The following is a 21206-nucleotide window of genomic DNA, read 5'->3' as shown; positions in this document are numbered from 1 at the left end:
GTGCAGACGAGTACTTAAAGATAGCACGATTTGAATTGTAGAACTTTTAAAAGATGAGTGAATAATTTCATGCCTGCCACCAAACTGATACGTGGAACGCTAAAAATCCTGTCAAGTTTGCCACGCTGGCAAAAGCAGCTCATTATCATGTCCAGTGATCTGGTCATCATGGTCTTTATCCTGCATTTCCTGATGGCCGCACGCTTATTGTCGCTGGACTATTACCTGCCACTACAAAGTCAGGTAATTATTTATACTCTCACTTTCGTGTTTCTGGTGCTCAGTGGGCTGTATCAGGAAATTCTACGTTCGTTTAATGAGAATTTGTTTAAATCCGTGCTGCTGGGCCTGTTTTTGCTCAGTCTGGTGATCTTCAGCATTAATTCCATGCTGCTGCACATTCCGCGCTCAGTACCATTACCCTATGTGTTTTTGCTGTTTATCTGGCTCTGGACTAGCCGGATTATGGCGCGTTTTGTGCTGCGTCACCGGCAAATTATTTTAACGCCCACCAAGAATATTCTGATCTATGGGTCAGGGTCAGCCGGCATTGCCTTATTCAATTCATTAAAAAACCATGCCTACAAGCGAGTGGTCGGTTTTGTGGAAGATGATCCGTTGCTGGTTGGCGGACGCATTGCTGGGGTCAAGGTTTACAGCAGTCAGGAGCTGGCTCGGGTAATTCCCAAACGTCAGGTACAAAAGGTACTGTTGGCCTTGCCATCCATTACCCGTAGTGAGCGCCGCCAGATTATCGAAAAACTGGAACCTTTGATGGTGAAAGTCCAGTCAGTCCCGCCAATTGAAGAGCTGGTGAATGGCCGCCTGAAAATTTCTGATATTCAGGAAGTGGATATCATGGATTTGCTGGGCCGTGACCCAGTGCCACCCATTCCACATTTTCTTAAGGCCAATATTGAGCAAAAAGTGGTCATGGTGACGGGTGCTGGCGGATCAATTGGCAGTGAATTGTGCCGTCAGATTATTAAGCTTAACCCGAAGCTATTGATCCTGCTGGAACTGTCGGAATATGCGCTGTATGCCATTGAGCAGGAGTTAAAAGCTGCTGCACCGGATTTATGCATTATTCCATCGCTGGGCAGTGTGCTGCATCAGGCCAAGCTGGAACAGCTGATGCAAAATTATCAGGTTGATACAGTGTATCATGCAGCAGCGTACAAGCATGTGCCGCTGGTTGAGGTGAATCCCTTTGTAGGCCTGATGAATAACAGTGTAGGCACCTATCGCTGTGCCAAAGCTGCCCAGAATTCCGGGGTAGAGACCTTTGTACTGATTTCAACCGATAAGGCGGTACGTCCGACCAATGTGATGGGCGCCTCCAAGCGGATTGCCGAGCTGGCCTGTCAGGCTCTGGCTGCCCAGCCGGATTGTAAAACCCAGTTTAGTCTGGTGCGTTTTGGTAATGTACTGGGCTCATCCGGGTCTGTGGTGCCGCTGTTCCGCAAGCAAATTGCCGAAGGCCTGCCCATTACCGTGACCCATCCGGAAGTGACCCGTTATTTCATGACCATTCCTGAAGCTGCGCAACTGGTGATTCAGGCCGGTGCCATGGGTAAGGGTGGCGATGTATTTTTGCTGGACATGGGTGAGCCGGTTAAGATTGTTGATCTGGCCAAGCGCATGATTTTTTTAAGCGGCCTGACGCCACGCGAGCCGGAAGCCGAGCATGGCGACATTGATATTGTATTTTCCGGCCTGCGCAATGGCGAAAAACTGTATGAAGAGCTGCTGCTGGATGATGCCAATGGTGAGCGCACCGAGCATAGCCTGATTGTGCGTGCGGTGGAAAAACAGTATGGCCTTGAGGAAGTTGAAACCCTGTTGCAGCTGATTACCAATAATGCCCGTGACCTGCATGGACTGGATGAAATCCTGACCCAGCTTGAGCATTATGTGGATGGTTATCATCGCAGTCAGGTGTTTTCACAGCCTGAGCAGCTGATTGCCAATTGCCCCAAGTCAGCCTGACCGGTCAAGCAACCTATAACAAAAAGCCCGATTGATTCGGGCTTTTGTTTTTCAGCATTTGATTGAAGTTAAAACTGTCTATTGAACTTAAACCTGATAAGTGCGTTGAATAATGGCTGTGGCATCTACTTCTACTGGCAGGCTGCCATAATTATGCATACCTTGCTGACCCAGACGCGACAGACAAAATGCAGTGGCTACATAATCCGGGGCATGCTGGAGCAATAAGGCTGCCTGCAACACCACTGCCAGCTGGTCGACCACATTGCGGGCGCGAAACTCGAGATTTTCCCTATTTTGAAATTCTGCCTGCAAGCGCTCAACGGCCTGATCAAACAGGGCATGTTTGCCCAGGGCCAAGCTGACTTCCTTAAAATAAGCCTCCACGGTGGCCGGGGTTTTGGTCATGGCACGCAGCACATCCAGACATTGCACATTACCTGAACCTTCCCAGATGGTATTAATAACAGCTTCACGGTACAGGCGTGGCATGGGGCTGTCTTCCATCACACCACTGCCGCCAATCACTTCCATGGCTTCATAGCTATGGTTCGGCGTGCGCTTGCAAATCCAGTATTTGCCAATGGCGGTGGCAATGCGTGCCAGCAGGTTTTCATGCTGGTTGTCTGTATCCAGTTGTTTTTGATCCAGCGCGCGGGCCATACGCATGGTTAGGGCCAATGCCCCTTCATATTCCAGCGCCAGATCAGCCAGCAGGTTTTGCATTAGTGGCTGAGCAATCAGTTTTTTGCCAAACACTGCCCGTTGCTGGCAGTGGTGAATCGCCTGAATCAATCCCATGCGCATAATGGCGGTTGAACCGGTCATACAGTCAAAGCGGGTTAAACTCACCATTTCAATGATGGTGGCAACACCACGGCTTTCCTCGCCCACCAGCCAGCCAAATGCACCGCGGAACTCCACTTCGCTGGAAGCATTGGACACATTGCCCATTTTATTTTTCAGGCGGATCACCTGCAGGCTATTTTTGCTGCCATCTGGCCGCCAGCGTGGCACTAAAAAGCACGACACCCCGGCATCAGTTTTAGCCAATACCAGAAACAGATCACACATGGGTGCTGATAAAAACCATTTATGCCCGGTAATTTCATAACCTTCACCCGGCCCACGCTGGTGAACTGGCACAGCAACGGTGGTGTTGGCACGCACATCGGAACCGCCCTGTTTTTCGGTCATGCCCATGCCTACTGTCAGGCCGTTTTTCTGGCTGGCTGGTAAATTTCGCGGATCATATTGCGGGCTTAGAATTTTATCCTGCCACAGTGCCACCAGTTTGGGCGTGCTACGGATGCTGGGAATACAGGCGAAAGTCATGGTAGTAGGGCAAATATGGCCTGCTTCCACCTGAGCCTGTATTAAAAATTTGGCAGCCCGTGCCACGTGTGCACCTGCTACCGGATTAACCCAGGGCAGGGAATGCAACTGATTGGCAAAGGCGCTACGCATCAGTTCATGATAAGCCGGATGATAATGCACCACATCCACACGATGACCAAATCGGTCATGCGTATCCAGCTCCGGCTTGTATTTATTGGCCAGATAACCTAAGTACAAATAATCACGCGAACCCGTCAGTGCGCCAAACTGTTTTAAATCATCAATGGCCCAGCCTGCACCTTCACGCTGTACAGCTTCCTGCAAAGCCGGATCACTGTCAAACAGGTTGATGTCACCCAACTCAGACGACACATTGAACACGGGATGAGTTTCAGCCTGCGCCGGGGATTGGGCACTCGCACAGGGGTAAGCAACTGGCTGGTTTGACCCGGATGCCGGAGTGGTTAAAGTCGGGTTTGGTGGATTCATCATGGGCCTCATGAAGACTTGTTACTGACTTTCTATCATTCAATATTGGTCAAGCCTAAGCCAAGGCCATGTTAAACCCAGTGGCAAAAACTGCCATTGACCAGACAGTCAGCCAGATTACGCACATTATTCATAAGATTAAATTCATAAGATTTATTGTTCAGATTCAACCTTAATTGCCCCAAATGCAGGTTCAGCCAGACGCTGTACATAGTTACGCAGGTCGGTTGGCCATTGCTCGGTATAGTGCAGGAAGTCTTCTTTCTGGCCGGCATACAATGCCCGTGCTGCCGCTTCATAACCGGGTGCATTGCCAAGCATGGCATTCATAAACCGGTCTGTGGCTTCCTGCGCCTGTCTGACTATAACAGTTGCCTGATCCTGTTTGCGGGCCTGTTCCACCAGTTTGCGCAAGGTCGCTGATGCACCACTGGGCTGGGTCGCTAACCATTCCCAGTGCCGGGGCAACAGGGTCACTTCGCGTGCTACCACGCCCAGCTTTGGCCTGCCTGCGCCACGCAATGTTTCGGGTGCTGTTGTTTCATTAACCGCATACTGGGTTTGCAGTTGAGCCATGAGGGCAAAAGGGCTAATGGTTAAGTCAATATCGACCATGCGCCCCGTTTGATCATCAAAAATATAAATATTCTGACCCGGCTGCTGTTGCAGGGCATCACTTACTGCTATAGCTACATCCCAGGGATCACCACTGGCAAATTGCTGATGGTCTTGAAAAGCAGTCCAATGGGTTAAAGTATTCATATTGTTCTCGTTAAATTTTGAGGAGTCTTGTCTAATTTACCCGGATAAAAGTAAATAAGAAATATTACCCGGGTTAAATTAATTATTAAATGAAAATTGTTTAAAATTTATGCACAGCAACTGTACAGAAAATCTACTTATCTAATGTGGTCTTGATGGAACACTGGCATGCAACGAACACATTGGATAATGATCATGCGTGCAACAGCAGCCCTGTTTGAGCGTTCACTGGTTTCCCTGTCGCGCTATCCCAAAGTGAAGCTAGCCAAAATTGAACTGGATGAACCACAAGCGTATGAAGTACTGGTCAAGATCAGCAGTTGCGGGATTTGTGGCACTGACCATGAAGTTCTCAATGGTGACTTGCCCACAGGTAAACCCTGTGTACTGGGGCATGAAGGCGCAGGCATCATTGAAGCCATAGGCAGCAAGGTAAGCCAGTTTAAAGTTGGTGATCGTGTCATCATTAGTTTTCCTTCCTGTGGCAAATGCCGCAATTGCCTGCGCGACCAGCCCCGCTATTGTGAGCTGGCAGGCCCGTTATCGTTTGGTTTCCAGCGGCTGGATGGTTCACATGCGATTAGAAAAGCCAATGGCGATAAGTTGTATGGCAATTTTTTTCAGCAATCCAGTTGGTCAACCCATGCCATTACGCTGGAGCGCAACCTGATTAAAGTGCCTGACAGCATTGATCTGGATTTGATGGGGCCACTCGGGTGCAGTATTACTACTGGGGCAGGCGCGGTGCTTAATGAATTGCAGCCACAAGCGGGCAGCAGCATTGCCATTTTTGGCGGTGGTTCTACCGGACTGGCGGCAGTGATGGCAGCAGTGGTGCGCGAATGTGAAACCATTATTGTGGTTGATCCCAACAGTAACCGCTTAAAACTAGCCAAGAAACTGGGTGCTACCCATGTGTTTAAATCGGAAAAAGAAGCCATTGCGGCCAAGATCCGGTTGCTGACCAAAAACCGGCTGGATTACAGTCTGGATTGTACGCTGGGCGGTAAGATGGTGCCTGCTGCCATGGAGTCCCTGGGAATTCTGGGCGTCTGTGGCATGGTGGGTGGCGGCTCGCCCTTGCAGACGTTTAAGCTGGATCATGCCGATACCCTAAATGGCAAACGATTAATTGGCATTGTGGGCGGCGGTGGCAAAACGCCCGATACGCATCAGCACATCATGCAATTGCATGAACAAGGCAAATTCCCGCTGGAAAAACTGGTCAAGTTTTATCCATTTAAAAAGATCAATGATGCTATTCGTGACAGCTTTAGCGGCAAGGTGGTCAAGCCCATTTTAAAAATGACCTGATATTGCCCATAGCTTATGGCTAAGCCCGATTCAGCATAATTTGCAGGATAGGGATGTCATACCAGAATTTTTTTATCTCATTTGCCGTTACCATAAACCTTATAAGGCTAAAAACTTTTAACAGTTAAACATGGCATAATTTTCAACAGCTTAATCACAATAGCTATCATATAATGCACAGCCTGTTAATTCACTGGAAAGGTTTAAAACTGCTGCCTTCGGCATGGTTGCTGATTTTACAGTTACTGATTTTATGTTTGTCGCCGCTCACTAACAAAACCCTGAATACCCATGCGTTGTCCTGGTGCTTAAGTGCGCTGGCGCTGTTATTAATTGCCACGATTATTCGCCGTAGTCCCATTTATACCTTGGTGGGTTTGGTGTTTGTCAGCACAGCGCTGATCTTGTCGCTCACCATTGTGGCTGGTTTTGGCACGCCGCTGTTGCAGGTGATTGCCAATGTGGTGGAAGCTGCCGCTTATATTTATGCAGCATCCGGTTTGCTAATGTATATGTTTGCCGATAAATACCTTACCCGTGATGAACTATTTGCGGCAGCTACAGTCTTTACCCTGTTTGCCTGGGCGTTTGCCTTTTTATACAGTGCCTGCCAGACCCTGTATCCCAGCAGTTTTACCGCACTGGCTGATGGCGAACTGGGCCGTAGCTGGCTGGAGTTGCTATTTTTAAGCTTTAGTGTGCAATCGGGAACTGGTTTAAGCGATATTGTGCCTATTGCCCCGGCTGCACGGGTGCTGGTATCGCTACAAATGTTTGTAGGCGTGATGTATTTAACGCTGGTGGTGTCGCGTTTGATTACCCTGCAATACATTAAGCATGCGCCCAGAGATCATCAAGCGTGATCGTGCCCAGTCCTTAGGCTGTGATTTCTACGATCACATAATATTTTTCTACCGGTTCCAGCACTTCAAACATACCCACAAAACCGGGTGGAATAATGCCAGCCTGACCTGCATGAATCTGCACAAACTCACCATGCGCGTCATGCAGGCGAACCATCCCTTTGATTACCTGAAAAAACTCTTGTTTGTTATCGGCAAACACAATGCGCCATGCACCCACGTCACAATGCCAAATGCCACAGCTCATGTTGGGGTGTTCATACAGACTGGTGGTTAGCCGTTCTGGATTACCTGCAACAAGACGCTCCGGGCGCGGATAGTCTACCGTTGCCGCAGCGTGTGCCAGGCCTTGTCCTGCAATAAAAATATCTGCCATTACATTACTATCCCCTTGTTAAATCTTTTCCAGTAATACCCCGGATTCTACGTGATGGGTATACGGAAACTGGTCAAACAACGCAAACTGGCTAATGCGGTGGGTTTGGCTTAAGGTCTTTAAGTTATCGTGCAGGGTGTCTGGATTGCAGGAAATATAGATGATGCGCTCAAACCCTTGCAGCAGTTTTAAGGTGTCGTTATCAATCCCTGCGCGTGGTGGATCAACAAACACTGTATCAAAATCATAAGTGTTGAGGTCGATTCTGGCGTCCTGCAAACGCCTGAATTCACGCTCACCGTGATAGGCCTGGGTAAACTCTTCTGCGGATAAACGTGCCACCTGAATATTATCAATCTGGTTTTGCGCAATATTCCATTCAGCCGCATGTACCGATGATTTTGCCAGTTCAGTTGCCAAAACTTTTTTAAATCTCAACGATAACGGCAGGGTAAAGTTACCGTTACCGCAATACAGTTCCAGTAAATCTTTATCTGAATGTCCTGCTACGCTGCACGCCCAGTCCAGCATGTACTGGCATACTTGTGCGTTAGGCTGGGTAAAGCTACCTTCCACTTGCTTGTAGACAAATTCCCGGGCTTGAACCTTGAGCTTTTCCACCACAAAGTCATTGCCAATCACCAGCTTTTGGCCGCGACTACGCCCGATAATGCTGATATTCAACTGCTCGCCCAATGCTTTGGCGGCTTGTTCCCAGTCTAGATCCAGCTTACGGTGATAAACAAAACTGACCAGCATTTCGCCACTTAAGGTTGCCAAAAAGCCCACTTCAAACAAACGTTCGGACAGTACCGGCACGGCTTTGATGGCTGTCAGCAATTTTGGCATTAACGTGTTAATGCCTTGGTCGGCAATGGGAAATTCATCAATACGAATGACTTTTTTCTGCTTGCCATCTGCACTGCGTTCAAACATGGCATAGAACAGGTCGTTTTCGATATGCCAGATGCGAAACTCCGCGCGCATGCGATAGTGTTGTTCTGGTGATTCAAACACGTGCAGCGCAGGCGGGTTGTAATCAGCAAATTGCGCACTGATGCGGTCAATTTTTTCTTGAAGTTGCAGTTGGTATGGCGAGGTCATAAGGCCAGGATGTCGAGCAGAAGTTAGGCGGCGAATGGTAGCAAATAATTAGCTAACACGCGATAAACTGTTTGCTGAGGACAGCATCAGTGTTGAGTAAAACCGGAATTCCCTGCGTATAAGCATTTTTTTATCCATATTGCTTTGTTTAGCTGCCCTGACTGATATCTTTACAGGGCATTTATTGTTGCAATGTAAGTGAAAAACCTGAGCTAACTTAAAAACTTATGGAATTGCTATATGAAGCAACAAAAAGTCTTTTTAGATATTCATCAAAAACGACTCAAATTTAAGCTTGAGCCGTTAAGCAAAATTACCGGAAACAAGAAACAACTGGCAAAAATTTGTTGGTAAGTGAGCAGACGGCGACGTTTAATTGAGTAACGTAACCGTTGCCAGTTGCCTTTCCAGTCTGTCTAATCCAGTAACGCATCAATATCCTCAGCAGAAGCAGCGCCTGTTATTAATTTGCCGCTGGACAGTATCAGGGTGGGGGTGCCATTGACACCCAGCGCCTGACCAAGTTGCAAATTGGCTTCAACAGGAGCATCACAGTTTCCGGGATTGTCTGGCGCAAGCTGCTGGGTCAGATAATCACGCCAGGCGCTGGCCCGATCCGGTGAACACCATATTTTACGGCTAATTTGTTCTGCCTTTGGGTGCAATTGCGTCAGGGGAAACGGAAAAACATGGATAGTAACATCGTCCAGTTTAGCCAGTTCAAGTTCCAGCCGTTGGCAGTACGGGCATTCAGGGTCACTAAATACGGCAAGTTGTCGTGAACCATTGCCTTGTTTAAATTCAATGGCGTGTTGAAACGGTAGCTCGTTAAAGTCCATGGCTGAGTACGTCTTATTGGAAAAAGGAAGCATCAAGTAATAAGGAGCGAGGCTAAGATTGTCAAAACCTTAGGGTAATCTTTTGTTTTGAATTGTACGGGTCAATATCAGCACTCGGCATTAACAAAGACCTCAGTTTTAAATCTAAACTGATTAATTTACTATTTTTGTCTCCTGGAAGATCGGCATGGATCACGCTGAACAGCTAAAAATTTATGCTGCACTACAACGATATGGAACATTATGGCAGCGTATTGCGAGAGATTCGGGAGAGCATCAAAAGGAAGATATTGAAAATGAAGCTTTGATTTTTGTAGTCACAGAATGGAAAGTAGCCATATTTGGGTCATTTGATATTAATCATATAGAACACCGGAAATATTTATACCGTGCAATGCATCAAAGGTTTGTTGAATTTTCTGAGAAAAATATTAAGTATGCACAAAGGATAGATCAACCAGCGCGTAACAACCCAGATGCAGCAACACATCCTATCCTGCTGCACGCAAAAGCTTCGGATGCACATGAACCGTTGCAGCAATTACTTGATGCTGAGGAATATCTGATCACAAAGAAAAAGCAAACCAAGCAGACTACAGAAAATAGCTTTTCAATGATCTTAGCCTATATTGAGTTGTTTGAAAGGCTTAAATCTAAAACAGACAAACACACTTATTTGAATATTGCCGCAGAGATGAAAATGTCTTATTCATGGCTGCGTCAATGCTTAAACCGGGCTGAGAAATTTTTTGAAAAACAACCTTCCTTGTTTGATGGCATTGAATATATCCTTGCCACAGATACACTGGAAAGCTGGCGTCGGGTTAAAATCATCAGAGATTCTAAGCCAACGCCAATCGTGCTAGGCCAGCTTAACTTATTTCAATAAAGGTTTAAGGAACTGCGCGGTATGGGATTTTTTCACCTTTACCACATCTTCCGGTGTTCCTTCGGCAATAATCAAGCCGCCGCCAGAACCACCTTCCGGGCCTAAGTCCACAATCCAGTCCGCAGTTTTCACCACATCCAGATTGTGCTCAATCACCACAATACTGTTGCCCTTGTCACGCAAGTGATGCAGGATTTCCAGCAGCTTGGCAATATCGTGGAAGTGCAGGCCAGTGGTAGGCTCATCCAGAATATACAGGGTTTTGCCGGTATCACGCTTGGCCAGTTCACGCGCCAGTTTTACCCGTTGCGCCTCACCACCAGATAACGTAGTAGCGGCCTGACCCAGACGAATATAACCCAGCCCCACATGAATCAGGGTTTCCAGCTTGCGATGAATGGCCGGAATAGCAGAGAAAAACTCGGCAGCATCTTCCACTGTCATTTGCAGCACATCGGAAATATTCTTGCCCTTGTAGTTCACTTCCAGCGTTTCACGGTTGTAACGCTTGCCATGACAGGCATCACACGGCACGTACATATCCGGTAAAAAGTGCATGGCCACCTTAATCATGCCGTCGCCTTCGCAGGCTTCACAGCGTCCGCCTTTTACATTAAAGCTAAAGCGTCCAGCCGCATAACCACGCGCCTTGGCTTCCACCGTTTGCGCAAACAACTCACGAATCGGGGTAAACAAGCCGGTATACGTGGCCGGGTTGGAACGTGGGGTACGGCCAATCGGGCTTTGGTCAATATCAACCACCTTGTCCAGATGTTGCAAGCCATCAATGCTGTCAAATTTTTCCGGCGTGAGCGTACTGGCACCATTCAGTTGTGTCGCTGCCAGTGGTAATAGGGTACGGTTAATCAGCGTGGATTTACCTGAACCGGACACGCCGGTAATACAGGTAAAAAGACCCAGCGGAATGCTGAGGTTAACCTTTTTCAGGTTATGGCCACAGGCGCCATTCAAATGCAGCATCTTGTCCGGCTGTGGCGCATTGCGCTGCTTCGGCACTTCAATTTTTAAGCGACCCGACAGGTACTGCCCGGTTAGGGAATCGCTATGCGCTTCAATTTCCTGAAACGTCCCTTCGGCAATAATTTCACCGCCATGCACCCCGGCACCCGGGCCAATATCAATGATATGGTCAGCAGCACGAATGGCATCTTCATCATGCTCAACCACCAGCACGGTATTGCCCAGATCGCGTAAACGGATCAGGGTCTTGAGTAGGCGGTCATTATCACGCTGATGCAAACCAATGGACGGCTCATCCAGCACATACATCACGCCCATCAAGCCCGCACCAATTTGTGAGGCCAAGCGGATACGCTGTGCTTCACCACCAGACAGGGTATCGGCAGAGCGCGACAGGCTCAGGTAATTCAGGCCTACGCTCACCAGAAAATGCAGGCGCTCGCGGATTTCCTTAAAAATCTTGTCGGCAATTTCACCTTTTGCCCCTTCCAGTTTGAGCGACTGGTAATAGCTTTCAGCATCACCAATCGACATCTTGGTAACTTCCGGCAAGGTGCAGTTCACCACTTTTACATTGCGTGCCAGTTCGTTCAGGCGGGAGCCACCACAGGCATCACAGGCAGCATTGGACAAATACTGCGCCAAATCATCGCGTACTAGATTGCTTTCAGTTTCGCGGTAACGGCGATCCAAATAGGGCAGCACACCTTCAAACACCATCACACGATGTTGCTTGCGGCCGCGTTCATCCACATAGGAAAAATCAATTTTTTCCTTACCCGAACCATTCAATACAATATTTTGCTGGTTCTTGGGCAAGGTGTGCCATGGGGTATTGAGGTCAATATCATAATGTCCGGCCAGCTTGGTAATAAAACCAAAGTAATACGGACGCTGGCGATCCCAGCCTTTAATCGCACCCTGATTCAGCGACAGTTCAGCATTGGGAATCAGTTTTTCGGCACTAAAGTGACTGCGTACACCCAGGCCATCACAAACCGGACAGGCACCATAAGGATTGTTAAAGGAAAACAAGCGCGGTTCCAGTTCGGCCACTGCGCGGTCACACTGGGGGCAACTGTGCTTGGCGGAAAACACCTGCTCGGGATGACTGCCATCCAGCCAGCTTAAAGTGGCAATATCACCACCTAAGCGCAGGGCAGTTTCAAATGATTCCGCCAGCCGGTTGCCGAGATCTTCACGCACCTTGAAACGATCCACAATCACTTCAATGGTGTGCTTTTTCTTTTTGTCCAGCGTTGGTGGTTCATCCAGTTCAATAATTTCACCATCCACGCGCGCGCGCACAAAACCCTGACCCTGCAGTTGTTCAAACAGGTGGCTATATTCCCCCTTGCGCTCACGCACCACCGGCGCCAGCAACATTAACGCTGTACCTTCAGGCAGGGCCTTGACGCTATCCACCATTTCAGACACGGTTTGTGCCACCATCGGCAAGTCATGTTCCGGGCAGTACGGTGTTCCCACGCGGGCATACAGCAGGCGCAGGTAATCGTAAATTTCGGTGATAGTGCCAACGGTGGAGCGCGGGTTATGACTGGTGGATTTTTGTTCAATGGCAATTGCTGGTGACAAGCCTTCAATGCTGTCCACTTCCGGCTTTTCCATTTGCGACAAAAACTGCCGCGCATAAGCCGACAGCGATTCCACATAGCGGCGCTGGCCTTCGGCATATAAGGTATCAAAGGCCAGTGACGATTTACCCGAGCCTGATAATCCGGTAATCACCACAAACTTGTCACGTGGAATATCCAGCGAGATATTTTTTAGATTATGTGTTTTTGCACCACGAATACGAATTTCATTTTGGCTCATGTAAATCTCAGCTAATTGTGGATGAACAACGGTAACGCATGATCAAGCGACTAAAGGGCAGTGCATAGCCATAGCAGTCTGGTGACCAAGACCTTCCGGCGATGCCATATACAGGTTAAAAGAATAATATTTAAGCCTAAATATGGTGATAGTTTATGTAACTTCAAGTTGTCATCCCGTCGCCGTTACCAAAAACTTGCTTCAAGCGGATACGGCTGTGCAAACGTAGCGGCTATACAACGTCCATCCAACAATCTGGCACATTAATAAAATAAGCGTATACTGCTTAGCGTTTTCTATTGCATCATCCTTTACGGTTCAAAATTTTCATGAATGCCACAGAACGCCGCTCCACGTTTGCTTTAGGTAGTATCTTTGCCCTGCGCATGCTGGGCTTGTTCATGATCGTTCCGGTCTTTGCCATTGCAGGGCAGCAGTACAGTGGCGCGACCCCTGCATTGCTGGGTCTGGCTGTTGGTGTTTATGGCTTAAGCCAGGCTTTGTTACAAATTCCCTTTAGCTTGTGGGCAGATTATGTATCGCGCCGTGGCCTGATTATTTTTGGCCTGATCCTGTTTGCGCTGGGTAATGCGATTGCGGCAATGTCTACTGAGATCTGGCAGGTCATTATTGGTCGTGCACTGGCTGGTGGCGGGGCAATTTCTGCGGTGGTGATGGCATTACTGGCCGATGTAACCCGTGAGGAGCAGCGCAGCAAGGCCATGGCCATTATGGGGATGAGTATTGGCACGTCTTTCATGCTGGCTTTTATTATTGGCCCGTTACTGACGGCACATATTGGCTTGTCCGGCCTATTCTGGTTTTCCAGTATTGCCGGTATTCTGGCAATTGTCCTGCTATTACTGGTGCCGCAGGTTTCCATCCAGCATAAACAGGTCAATGGCCATTATCGGGAAAAATTTAAACTGGTATTAAATAACGCCAACTTAAACCGTCTGCATATTTCCATTTTCATGCTGCATTTAATCATGACAGCATTGTTTGTTTTTATTCCAAGCCAGTTAGTTGAGTGGGCCGGTATTCCGGTAAATCATCATGGCTGGGTATATTTACCTCTATTATTAATCAGCTGCTTTTTTGCATTCCCCAGTATTATCGTGGCCGAAAAAAAACAGCAAATGCGTTATATTTTTATGGCAGCGGTATTTTCCATTACTGCGGCATTAGTTGTTTTAAGCCTGTTTTATACCACGCCCTGGGGATTAATTTTAGGTCTGGCGCTGTTCTTTATTGCCTTTAATGTGATCGAAGCCCTATTGCCTTCATGGCTGTCTAAAATTGCTCTGCCTTCGGTGAAAGCCACGGCAATGGGCATCAACGCTTCTAGTCAGTTTCTGGGCGCGTTCTTTGGCGGCCTACTGGGCGGGCAGTTATTATCCAGCAGCAATACCACACTGGCATGGGGCATTCTGGTTGCACTTGCCACCGTTTGGCTGGGCGTAAGCTGGTTTCTGGAGTCACCGCGCTATCTGTCTACCCTAACTGTTGACTTGCCATCAGATCAGATAAACCTGAGCAACTGGAGCAATCAAATCCTTGAAGTACAAGGGGTTGAGGAAGTTGCCATCTTAAAACAGCAGGGCATTGCCTACATTAAAGTAGACCCAAAAGACCTGAATGATGAGGCGCGACAAAAATTGTCGCTATTGGTGAATCAACCTGTAGCCTTTTCATAGCGAGTAGTTTACAGTCACTACATCAAAAAACTAAACCTGAGGAATAAACCATGCGTGGCGTAAATAAAGTTATTCTTGTTGGCACTCTGGGCCGTGATCCTGAAACCAAAAGCTTTCCGAACGGTGGCTCACTCACGCAGTTTTCCATTGCCACCAGTGAAAGCTGGACTGACAAAAACACGGGCGAGCGTCAGGAAATTACTGAATGGCACCGTATTGTATTAAATAACCGTCTGGGTGAAGTGGCCCAGCAGTATCTAAAGAAGGGTAGCAAGGTTTATATTGAAGGCAGCCTGCGTACCCGCAAGTGGACTGATAAAGATGGTCAGGAACGCTTTACCACTGAAATCCGTGGTGATTCCATGCAAATGCTGGATGGCCCGCGTAGTGGTCAGGGTGAAGGTAGCCAGAATATGGACTATGCACCCTATAGCGCCCGCTCTGGTAATGGGCAGTCTGGTAATAATTACTCAAGCAATAATCAGTCTAGTGATAATCAGTATTCATCAGGTCAGGGCAGAAATACTGGAGCAACCAGTAGCCCGCAATATAATACCGATCTGGATGATGATTTACCGTTTTAAACCTTATTTATATAAACTTGAAAGAATAAGGTGACACACTCTCGCGATTATAATATGATCGGCCCATATTGTTTAATATAACAATGGTTATTTATATTCGTGGGAGTGGTAATGAAACCTGATATTAGTAGTTTATCAGTTGCTGAACTGAAAAAACTGACCGATGAAGCCGAAGCCTTAATCGAGTCAAAAAAAGAACAAGAGCTTGATGCAGCGTATGACAGAATTACAGAAATTGCTGCGTCTGTGGGTGTAACACTGGAAGAACTGGTTGCCCGGGGTAACAAGTCCAGCAAGAGTACAAACCGCAAGCCCGTTGCACCTCGCTATCGCAATCCGGAAAACCAGCAGGAAACCTGGACTGGCCGTGGCAAGCAACCACGCTGGCTGGCCGCTAAACTGACTGATGGCGCCAAGCTGGATGACTTTTTAATTTAAGGCTTCTTAATTTAAAGCTTCTTCTTAAAAAAACGCAAGCCAGTGGTGTACTTTGATATTGCTGGCTTAAAGCGTGATGAAAACTTAATATAAAACGCTTTTCGTTTACAGCAGTTTTGCGCATAATGAGCCATCATGCAGGCACATGGCCACTGGTTAAAACAAATGATGGTATTTTAACAAATGACAGTAAAACAGCCGGGGAAGGGCTGGTGGGTCTTTGCAGTTTCTCTATTGCTTTTATTCATTGTATTGCAGCTACCAGCAGCCTGGATCATTGCACGTGTTTCCCCCAATAACCCCTATATTGATAGCATCAGTGGCAGCATCTGGCAGGGTCAGGCTGACTGGCACATTGAGCAGGTACAGGGTGTGGTTTCATGGAAATTGCGCCCGTGGTCATTACTGTTGTTAAGAGTAGGCGCTGACGTTGAGCTAAGAACTGGTGATACCCGTCTGGATGGTAAAATGGCAGTGGGCTTCAACCAGCGTCGCATCGAGCAGTTTAATGGGCAAATCAGCACCCAAACTTTAAGCAGCCTGTTTCCGTGGCAGTGGCCCAACAATCCAATCCAGTTGCGTGATCTCAAGGTGATTTATCACAAGCAGCAGGGCTGGCAGGATGCCGAAGGGCAAATGAACTGGGCTGGTGGCATGCTGGGTTATCCTTTTGAAGGGCACATTGAGCGTGCGAATCTGCCGCCACTGGTGGCTCACTTAAGTGCACCGCAGGGCAGATTGCAACTTAACCTGACTACCGGACAAAACGAACGCATGGGTGATATTTACTTGTCCAAGGATCAAATGCTGGAAGTTCAGTTAACCCAGCGTTTATTACTGACCGTTGCAGGCTATCGGGGTCAGGCCGGACTGGATACCGCTGTCGTGTCGACCCGTCAGCCCCTATCGAGTTTGCGAGCGCCATAATGCGTCAGTATTTTTCACTTAAAACGCTGGATCAAACCGCACCGTGGCTTTTATTTGTTTTAATTGTCTGGCTATGCTGGAAGCTGGCGGCCCTGATCTGGCTAGTACTGGCGCCACCACAGCCGCCGGTTGCGCGTGACATTCCGCTCAGCTATAACCAGTCCACGCAAGTACCCAACATTAGCGGTTTTTCTCTGTTTAAGGAAAACCGGGTGGATTTACCCTCTGGCCAAAGCCCTGAAGCGCAGATCCCGCTGAAGCTGGAAGGGATTTTCCTGGGCAGGCCAGCGCGCAATTCAGCAGCGGTGATTCGTGCCAATAATGTTTCTAACCGCTACCGTATAGGCCAGCAGATTGAAGGCACCAGCCAGCGTCTTGTTGCTGTGGCCTGGGATCATGTCACACTGGGCTATGCAGATGGCCGTGAAGCAACTCTGTACTTTGGAGATGAAGGCGCAATGGCTTCCGGGCCGGCTGTTGCTTCCACAGCAGCAGCGTTGAATAATCCTGTTAATCAGGCCCAGCAGGCTCAAAATGCGTTGGGTGATGCGATTCAGCAGCTGCAAAGTAATCCCAGTGGCTATTTAAGCCAAATGGGTGTGCAGCCCACCAGTCAGGGTTATGAGGTTTCAGCAACCGCACCGGCTGAAATCCGCAACAAGCTAGGCTTGCGTCCGGGCGACCGTATTGTGTCACTCAATGGCCGGCCACTGGGACAAATTCAAAATGATATCCGGGCGCTGCAACAAATTCAGCAGCAGCGCAATGCACAAATTGAAATCCGTCGTGGTGAGCAAACCATGACCATTCAACAAAGTTTTTAATGCCTCGGTAGGTCAGCACAATGCAACGCACTCGTGTCCACGTCTCCGGGCTTGTCAGAATTTGAAAAGGATGTAGGCAACACATGGCAAACTTTGCTCATAAACGCTCTGCTTATGGTGTGTTCATGGCGTTACCATTACTGGCTGCGCTGGCATTTCCGGCCAATGCCCAGACATGGAAAATCAATCTGCGCGACGCTGACCTGACGGCTTTTGTGAATGAAGTCGCGGATATCACTGGCAAGAACTTTGCTGTTGACCCCCGGGTGAAGGGCACGGTCACTGTGATTTCCAATAAGGCATTAACACGTGATCAGGTTTATGACCTGTTTCTGGGCGTATTGAATGTTAATGGCGTGGTGGCGGTTCCTTCAGGTAATACCATCAAGCTAGTGCCTGATACCAATGCCCGCAGTAGCGGTACGCCATTTGACAGCCGCAACCGGATTCGGGGCGAACTGGTCGTTACCCGAGTGATCTGGCTGGAAAATACCAATCCTAGCGACATAATTCCAGCTATTCGTCCGTTAATGCCGCAATATGCCCATTTAGCGGCTATTCCCGGCACCAATGCCTTGATTGTGTCTGACCGCGCCGAAAATATTGAGCAAATTGAAAAGCTGGTGCGCACGCTGGATGGAACCGGTGATGATGACATCGAAGCAATTTCCCTGCGCAACAGTCAGGCCGAGGAAATTATTGGGCTGGTTGATGCCATGAGTGCCACGGGCACCTCACGAGATGTGCGGGGTTCGCGGGTACGCCTGATTTCTGATGCACGCAGCAACCGCCTGCTGGTTAAAGGTGATGCGGCAAGCCGCAAACGCATTCGTGAGCTGGTGCAAATGCTGGATGTCGCCCCTGCGGATCGTCTGGGTGGCCTGCGGGTATTTCGCCTAAGACATGCCAGTGCCAAAAATCTGGCGCAAATGCTGCAAGGTCTGGTGACTGGCCAAAACACCAGTTCCAGCAGTAATTCTACTTCCAGCAACAATAGTTCATTTAGCAATAGCAGCAACAATACAACGACGGGCACCACCAGTAATACGGGCAACAGTAGCTCACTGGGTAATGGTGCTAGCGTGAACCTGACTAGCCTAGGTAGCAATAGCAACAGTAATAATAACCAGTTAAGCACCTTTAGTGCAGGCGGGATCAGCATTATTGCCGATGAAACCCAGAATGCCCTGATTGTAAAAGCTGAGCCGGCATTAATGCGCGAAATTGAATCCGCCATTGACCAGCTGGATTCACGCCGCTCACAGGTGCTGATTGAAGCAGCCATTGTGGAAGTATCTGGCTCAACTGGCGAACAACTGGGCATTCAATGGGCACTGGGTGATTTAACCAGTGGGGTGGGGTTAATTAACTTTAATAATGTTGGAGCTAGCTTAGCCCAGATTGGTGCTGGTGTGGCTGCTGGAGGAACTGCTGCTGCCAGTGTAGCAAGCCAATTGGCTGGTGCGGCCATTGCACTAGGCGATGTGCGGGAAAAAAATGGCCAGACCAATTTTTATGGGGCATTGATTCAGGCACTTGATAGTAATACAAAAGCCAATTTATTGTCTGTACCCTCGGTTCTGACACTGGATAATGAAGAAGCGCATATTGTAGTTGGTCAGAACGTGCCTTTTATCACTGGTTCTGCCACGCTCACCAGCGGCGGTACAGCATCGCCCTATCAAACGGTTGAGCGCAAGGATGTAGGTTTAACCTTAAAGGTGATTCCGCACATTGGCGATGGCGGCACCATTCGTCTGGAAGTTGAACAGGAAGTATCAGCAGTAGTACCAACCAATAATGCTGTCAGCAAAACTGATATTACAACAACAAAACGCCTGATTAAAACTGCAATTCTGGCTGAAGACCAGCAAACCATTGTACTGGGGGGCTTGATTCAGGATGACAATAGCAGCACCACGCAGGCAGTACCCGGCTTAAGTAAAGTTCCGGTACTGGGCCGTTTGTTTCGTTCTGATAATGACTCTCACGAAAAACGCAATTTGCTGGTATTCCTGCATCCCACTATTATCCGTGATGGCCAGTCTGTGAATGACCTGACTCAAAAACGTTATGGTCAGGTGCGCGGCCTGCAATTGATTCTAGACCCCAATGGCAATATCACCCGCTTGCCTGAGCAAATTGACCGGATTTATGGCGATAGCACCACAGACGCCAGCACCAATCCCAGCATGAACACCATTGATAAAACCCCAGTGGCTGTTCAGCGTGCAGTTACAACACCCGTGATAAATCCACCTGTTGTTGTGGTGCAGCCTATGGTAGATGTAAAGCCGGTAACACCAGTCACCAATACCACGCGTGATGGAAATACCGTCATTCAAACCACCATTCGTTCAGAATAATATCTATTCGACATTGGTGTTATGGCAGAATTAAAGCAGTATGAAATAGTTGCATCTTTTCGTTTTATAGCCTTGAGGAAACACTATGGCCTGGAAAATTAAAGCCGTTGCCGGCCCATTTGTTGGACAGGAAATCATTATTGATCAGGACAGGATTATCGGCCGTGATCAAAGTGTCGATATTATACTTCAGGGTGGTCATGTGTCACGGCGGCATGCCGAACTATCGGTGCGCGACAATAACCTGTGGCTTAAAGACCTAAAGTCCTCCAATGGAACCTTTGTCAATGGCGCGCGTATTGATGAGCAGCAATTGCATGAAGATGATGAGTTCCAGATCGATGTGGTGCGTTTTTTGGTGTTAAACACCCTGCATGATGCCTTGCGTGAAAGAACTACAGAATCGGTTACCCTGACCAGCGAAGGCCGGCCAGCCCAGATTTCAGTACCCAAGCCAGCGCCTATGCCATCAGTTACGCCTACTGTACAAGCGCAAGCAGAGCCAGCAGCAGTACAGGCTAATTCTTCTGTACCGCAGCCTGCCTCTAAATCAGGTATTAAAAATACCCTGCCAGCAGCACTGGCCATGGCGATTCTGATTTTACTGGTGCTTATTTCAATCTGGTATTTTGTTAGTTAAAGCCAGTAATGATGATTTAAGGCCTGCTTGTTATGCTTGTTAATAGGCCACTAGATAGCAGGTTTTTAGTGCCCAATTACGCCCACGCTTAAAATAACTCCAAGGTGTGTCATGAAACTTGCTGAACTTCGAGACTTACGCGCTGTATTTTTTGATCTGGATGGCACGCTGGTTGACTCTGCCATTGATATTTACCATGCCATGAATGCAGCACTGGCAACACTTGGCCGCCCTGCTGTGAGCGAAGCACAGGTGCGCTGCTGGGTAGGTCGTGGTGCACCACAACTGGCCTATTGTGTGATCAAGCACCAGCATGAACAGGGGATTACTGCACCAGTACATGGCTCAAGGCCACAGGCAAATGTGCATGATTCATTGCAGGAGCAGCAGCACCAGTTGCTTGAGGCATTTTTAAATCATTATGAACGGCATGTTTGTGTGGAAAGCCGGATTTATGATGGGGTAGAAGCGTTTATTCAGGCTTGCCAGAGTCAAAACCTGAAGCTGGCGTGTATCACCAATAAGCCCTATCAGCCTGCCCATGACCTGCTGCAAGCGCTTGACTTGCTGTCGCCCTTCCACTTGCTGCTGGGTGGCGATAGTGTCACTCACAAAAAGCCGCATCCAATGAGTCTGCAACATGCGCTGCACTATTTTGAGCTTGAGCCGCATCAGGCCCTGATGATTGGCGATTCACGCAACGATGTGGAAGCTGCCCATGCCGCTGGCATGCAATGTGTTGCACTGACTTATGGGTATAATCACGGTGAACCTGTTGCTGACTGCAATCCTGATCTAGTACTTGATTCGCTGCAACAATTGCTTTAGCGTTACACTTCACCTGTCACACTGTTTCGAGTTTTCTATGTGCTTTTATAGCTCAATGTCTGTCTATTGCTGCTCACGCTGGCGTCACTAACAATAATGTCCGGTTTTACTCAATGCCGGTA

General features: G+C 48.3%; 18 protein-coding genes. 12 read left to right on the top strand and 6 right to left on the bottom strand.

Translation table 11 applies throughout. The features are described from left to right. Nucleotides 1–87 precede the first annotated feature (87 nt). On the top strand, nucleotides 88–1989 hold the full coding sequence (locus E2B99_RS07305) for a polysaccharide biosynthesis protein (RefSeq protein ID WP_430981461.1): 1902 nt from the start codon (nucleotides 88–90) through the stop codon (nucleotides 1987–1989). An 87-nt stretch (nucleotides 1990–2076) separates the two neighbouring features. Here the strand turns inward: E2B99_RS07305 and E2B99_RS07300 are convergent, their stop codons facing one another. Further along, complete coding sequence (locus E2B99_RS07300) at nucleotides 2077–3819, bottom strand: isovaleryl-CoA dehydrogenase (RefSeq protein ID WP_240687762.1); 1743 nt, start codon at nucleotides 3817–3819, stop codon at nucleotides 2077–2079. Between the two features lie 150 nt (nucleotides 3820–3969). Next, nucleotides 3970–4578 carry a DUF2239 family protein gene (locus E2B99_RS07295; RefSeq protein WP_134244260.1) on the bottom strand — a complete coding sequence of 203 codons (609 nt, stop codon included), beginning with the start codon at nucleotides 4576–4578 and terminating at the stop codon, nucleotides 3970–3972. A 168-nt stretch (nucleotides 4579–4746) separates the two neighbouring features. Here E2B99_RS07295 and E2B99_RS07290 point away from each other — a divergent pair, with 168 nt between their 5' ends. Both E2B99_RS07290 and E2B99_RS07285 read left to right on the top strand, forming a co-directional pair. Continuing rightward, on the top strand, nucleotides 4747–5892 hold the full coding sequence (locus E2B99_RS07290) for an NAD(P)-dependent alcohol dehydrogenase (RefSeq protein WP_134244259.1): 1146 nt from the start codon (nucleotides 4747–4749) through the stop codon (nucleotides 5890–5892). Between the two features lie 173 nt (nucleotides 5893–6065). Then, the gene (locus E2B99_RS07285) at nucleotides 6066–6755 is read left to right on the top strand and encodes an ion channel (protein WP_134244258.1); all 690 of its coding nucleotides are present in this window, start codon (nucleotides 6066–6068) and stop codon (nucleotides 6753–6755) included. 13 nt (nucleotides 6756–6768) lie between these two features. Here E2B99_RS07285 and E2B99_RS07280 read toward each other — a convergent pair whose 3' ends face one another. From E2B99_RS07280 to E2B99_RS07270, 3 genes are all read right to left on the bottom strand, one after another. Next, nucleotides 6769–7131: a cupin domain-containing protein gene (locus tag E2B99_RS07280; RefSeq protein WP_134244257.1), complete on the bottom strand. Its 363-nt coding sequence runs from the start codon at nucleotides 7129–7131 to the stop codon at nucleotides 6769–6771. Nucleotides 7132–7149: 18 nt separating this feature from the next. Next, nucleotides 7150–8235, bottom strand: a complete 1086-nt coding sequence (gene trmA, locus E2B99_RS07275; protein WP_134244256.1) for a tRNA (uridine(54)-C5)-methyltransferase TrmA — start codon at nucleotides 8233–8235, stop codon at nucleotides 7150–7152. A gap of 416 nt (nucleotides 8236–8651) precedes the next feature. Further along, nucleotides 8652–9074, bottom strand: a complete 423-nt coding sequence (locus E2B99_RS07270; protein ID WP_166739004.1) for a DsbC family protein — start codon at nucleotides 9072–9074, stop codon at nucleotides 8652–8654. 187 nt (nucleotides 9075–9261) lie between these two features. Here E2B99_RS07270 and E2B99_RS07265 point away from each other — a divergent pair, with 187 nt between their 5' ends. Next, complete coding sequence (locus E2B99_RS07265) at nucleotides 9262–9963, top strand: hypothetical protein (RefSeq protein ID WP_134244254.1); 702 nt, start codon at nucleotides 9262–9264, stop codon at nucleotides 9961–9963. Here E2B99_RS07265 and uvrA read toward each other — a convergent pair. Next, nucleotides 9952–12780: an excinuclease ABC subunit UvrA gene (gene uvrA / locus E2B99_RS07260; protein ID WP_134244253.1), complete on the bottom strand. Its 2829-nt coding sequence runs from the start codon at nucleotides 12778–12780 to the stop codon at nucleotides 9952–9954. The two genes, E2B99_RS07265 and uvrA, sit on opposite strands and share 12 nt — an antisense overlap. 329 nt (nucleotides 12781–13109) lie before the next feature. Here uvrA and E2B99_RS07255 point away from each other — a divergent pair, with 329 nt between their 5' ends. The 8 genes from E2B99_RS07255 (at nucleotide 13110) to E2B99_RS07220 (ending at nucleotide 21084) form a co-directional block, all read left to right on the top strand. After that, nucleotides 13110–14477 carry an MFS transporter gene (locus E2B99_RS07255; protein ID WP_134244252.1) on the top strand — a complete coding sequence of 456 codons (1368 nt, stop codon included), beginning with the start codon at nucleotides 13110–13112 and terminating at the stop codon, nucleotides 14475–14477. Between the two features lie 50 nt (nucleotides 14478–14527). Continuing rightward, entirely contained in the window at nucleotides 14528–15061 is a 534-nt protein-coding gene (gene ssb, locus E2B99_RS07250; protein WP_134244251.1) for a single-stranded DNA-binding protein, read from the top strand. Nucleotides 15062–15172: 111 nt separating this feature from the next. Further along, nucleotides 15173–15499: an H-NS family nucleoid-associated regulatory protein gene (locus E2B99_RS07245; protein ID WP_134244250.1), complete on the top strand. Its 327-nt coding sequence runs from the start codon at nucleotides 15173–15175 to the stop codon at nucleotides 15497–15499. A 183-nt stretch (nucleotides 15500–15682) separates the two neighbouring features. Then, entirely contained in the window at nucleotides 15683–16426 is a 744-nt protein-coding gene (gene gspN / locus E2B99_RS07240; protein ID WP_134244249.1) for a type II secretion system protein N, read from the top strand. Continuing rightward, entirely contained in the window at nucleotides 16426–17250 is an 825-nt protein-coding gene (locus tag E2B99_RS07235) for a type II secretion system protein N (protein ID WP_134244248.1), read from the top strand. Before gspN ends, E2B99_RS07235 begins: the two co-directional genes overlap by 1 nt. A gap of 83 nt (nucleotides 17251–17333) precedes the next feature. After that, nucleotides 17334–19616, top strand: coding sequence for a type II secretion system secretin GspD (gene gspD, locus E2B99_RS07230; RefSeq protein ID WP_134244247.1), 2283 nt, complete (start codon nucleotides 17334–17336; stop codon nucleotides 19614–19616). 85 nt (nucleotides 19617–19701) lie between these two features. Further along, the gene (locus E2B99_RS07225; RefSeq protein WP_134244246.1) at nucleotides 19702–20256 is read left to right on the top strand and encodes an FHA domain-containing protein; all 555 of its coding nucleotides are present in this window, start codon (nucleotides 19702–19704) and stop codon (nucleotides 20254–20256) included. Between the two features lie 111 nt (nucleotides 20257–20367). Further along, nucleotides 20368–21084 (top strand): phosphoglycolate phosphatase, encoded by a 717-nt coding sequence (locus E2B99_RS07220; RefSeq protein WP_134244245.1) that lies wholly within the window; start codon nucleotides 20368–20370, stop codon nucleotides 21082–21084. Nucleotides 21085–21206: the final 122 nt, after the last annotated feature.

This window comes from Alkanindiges illinoisensis (genome assembly GCF_004377485.1).
Taxonomy (GTDB): Bacteria; Pseudomonadota; Gammaproteobacteria; order Pseudomonadales; family Moraxellaceae; genus Alkanindiges; species Alkanindiges illinoisensis_A.
The sequence above is the reverse complement of the archived record's forward strand: the minus strand, read 5'-3'. Positions and strand labels throughout refer to the sequence as shown.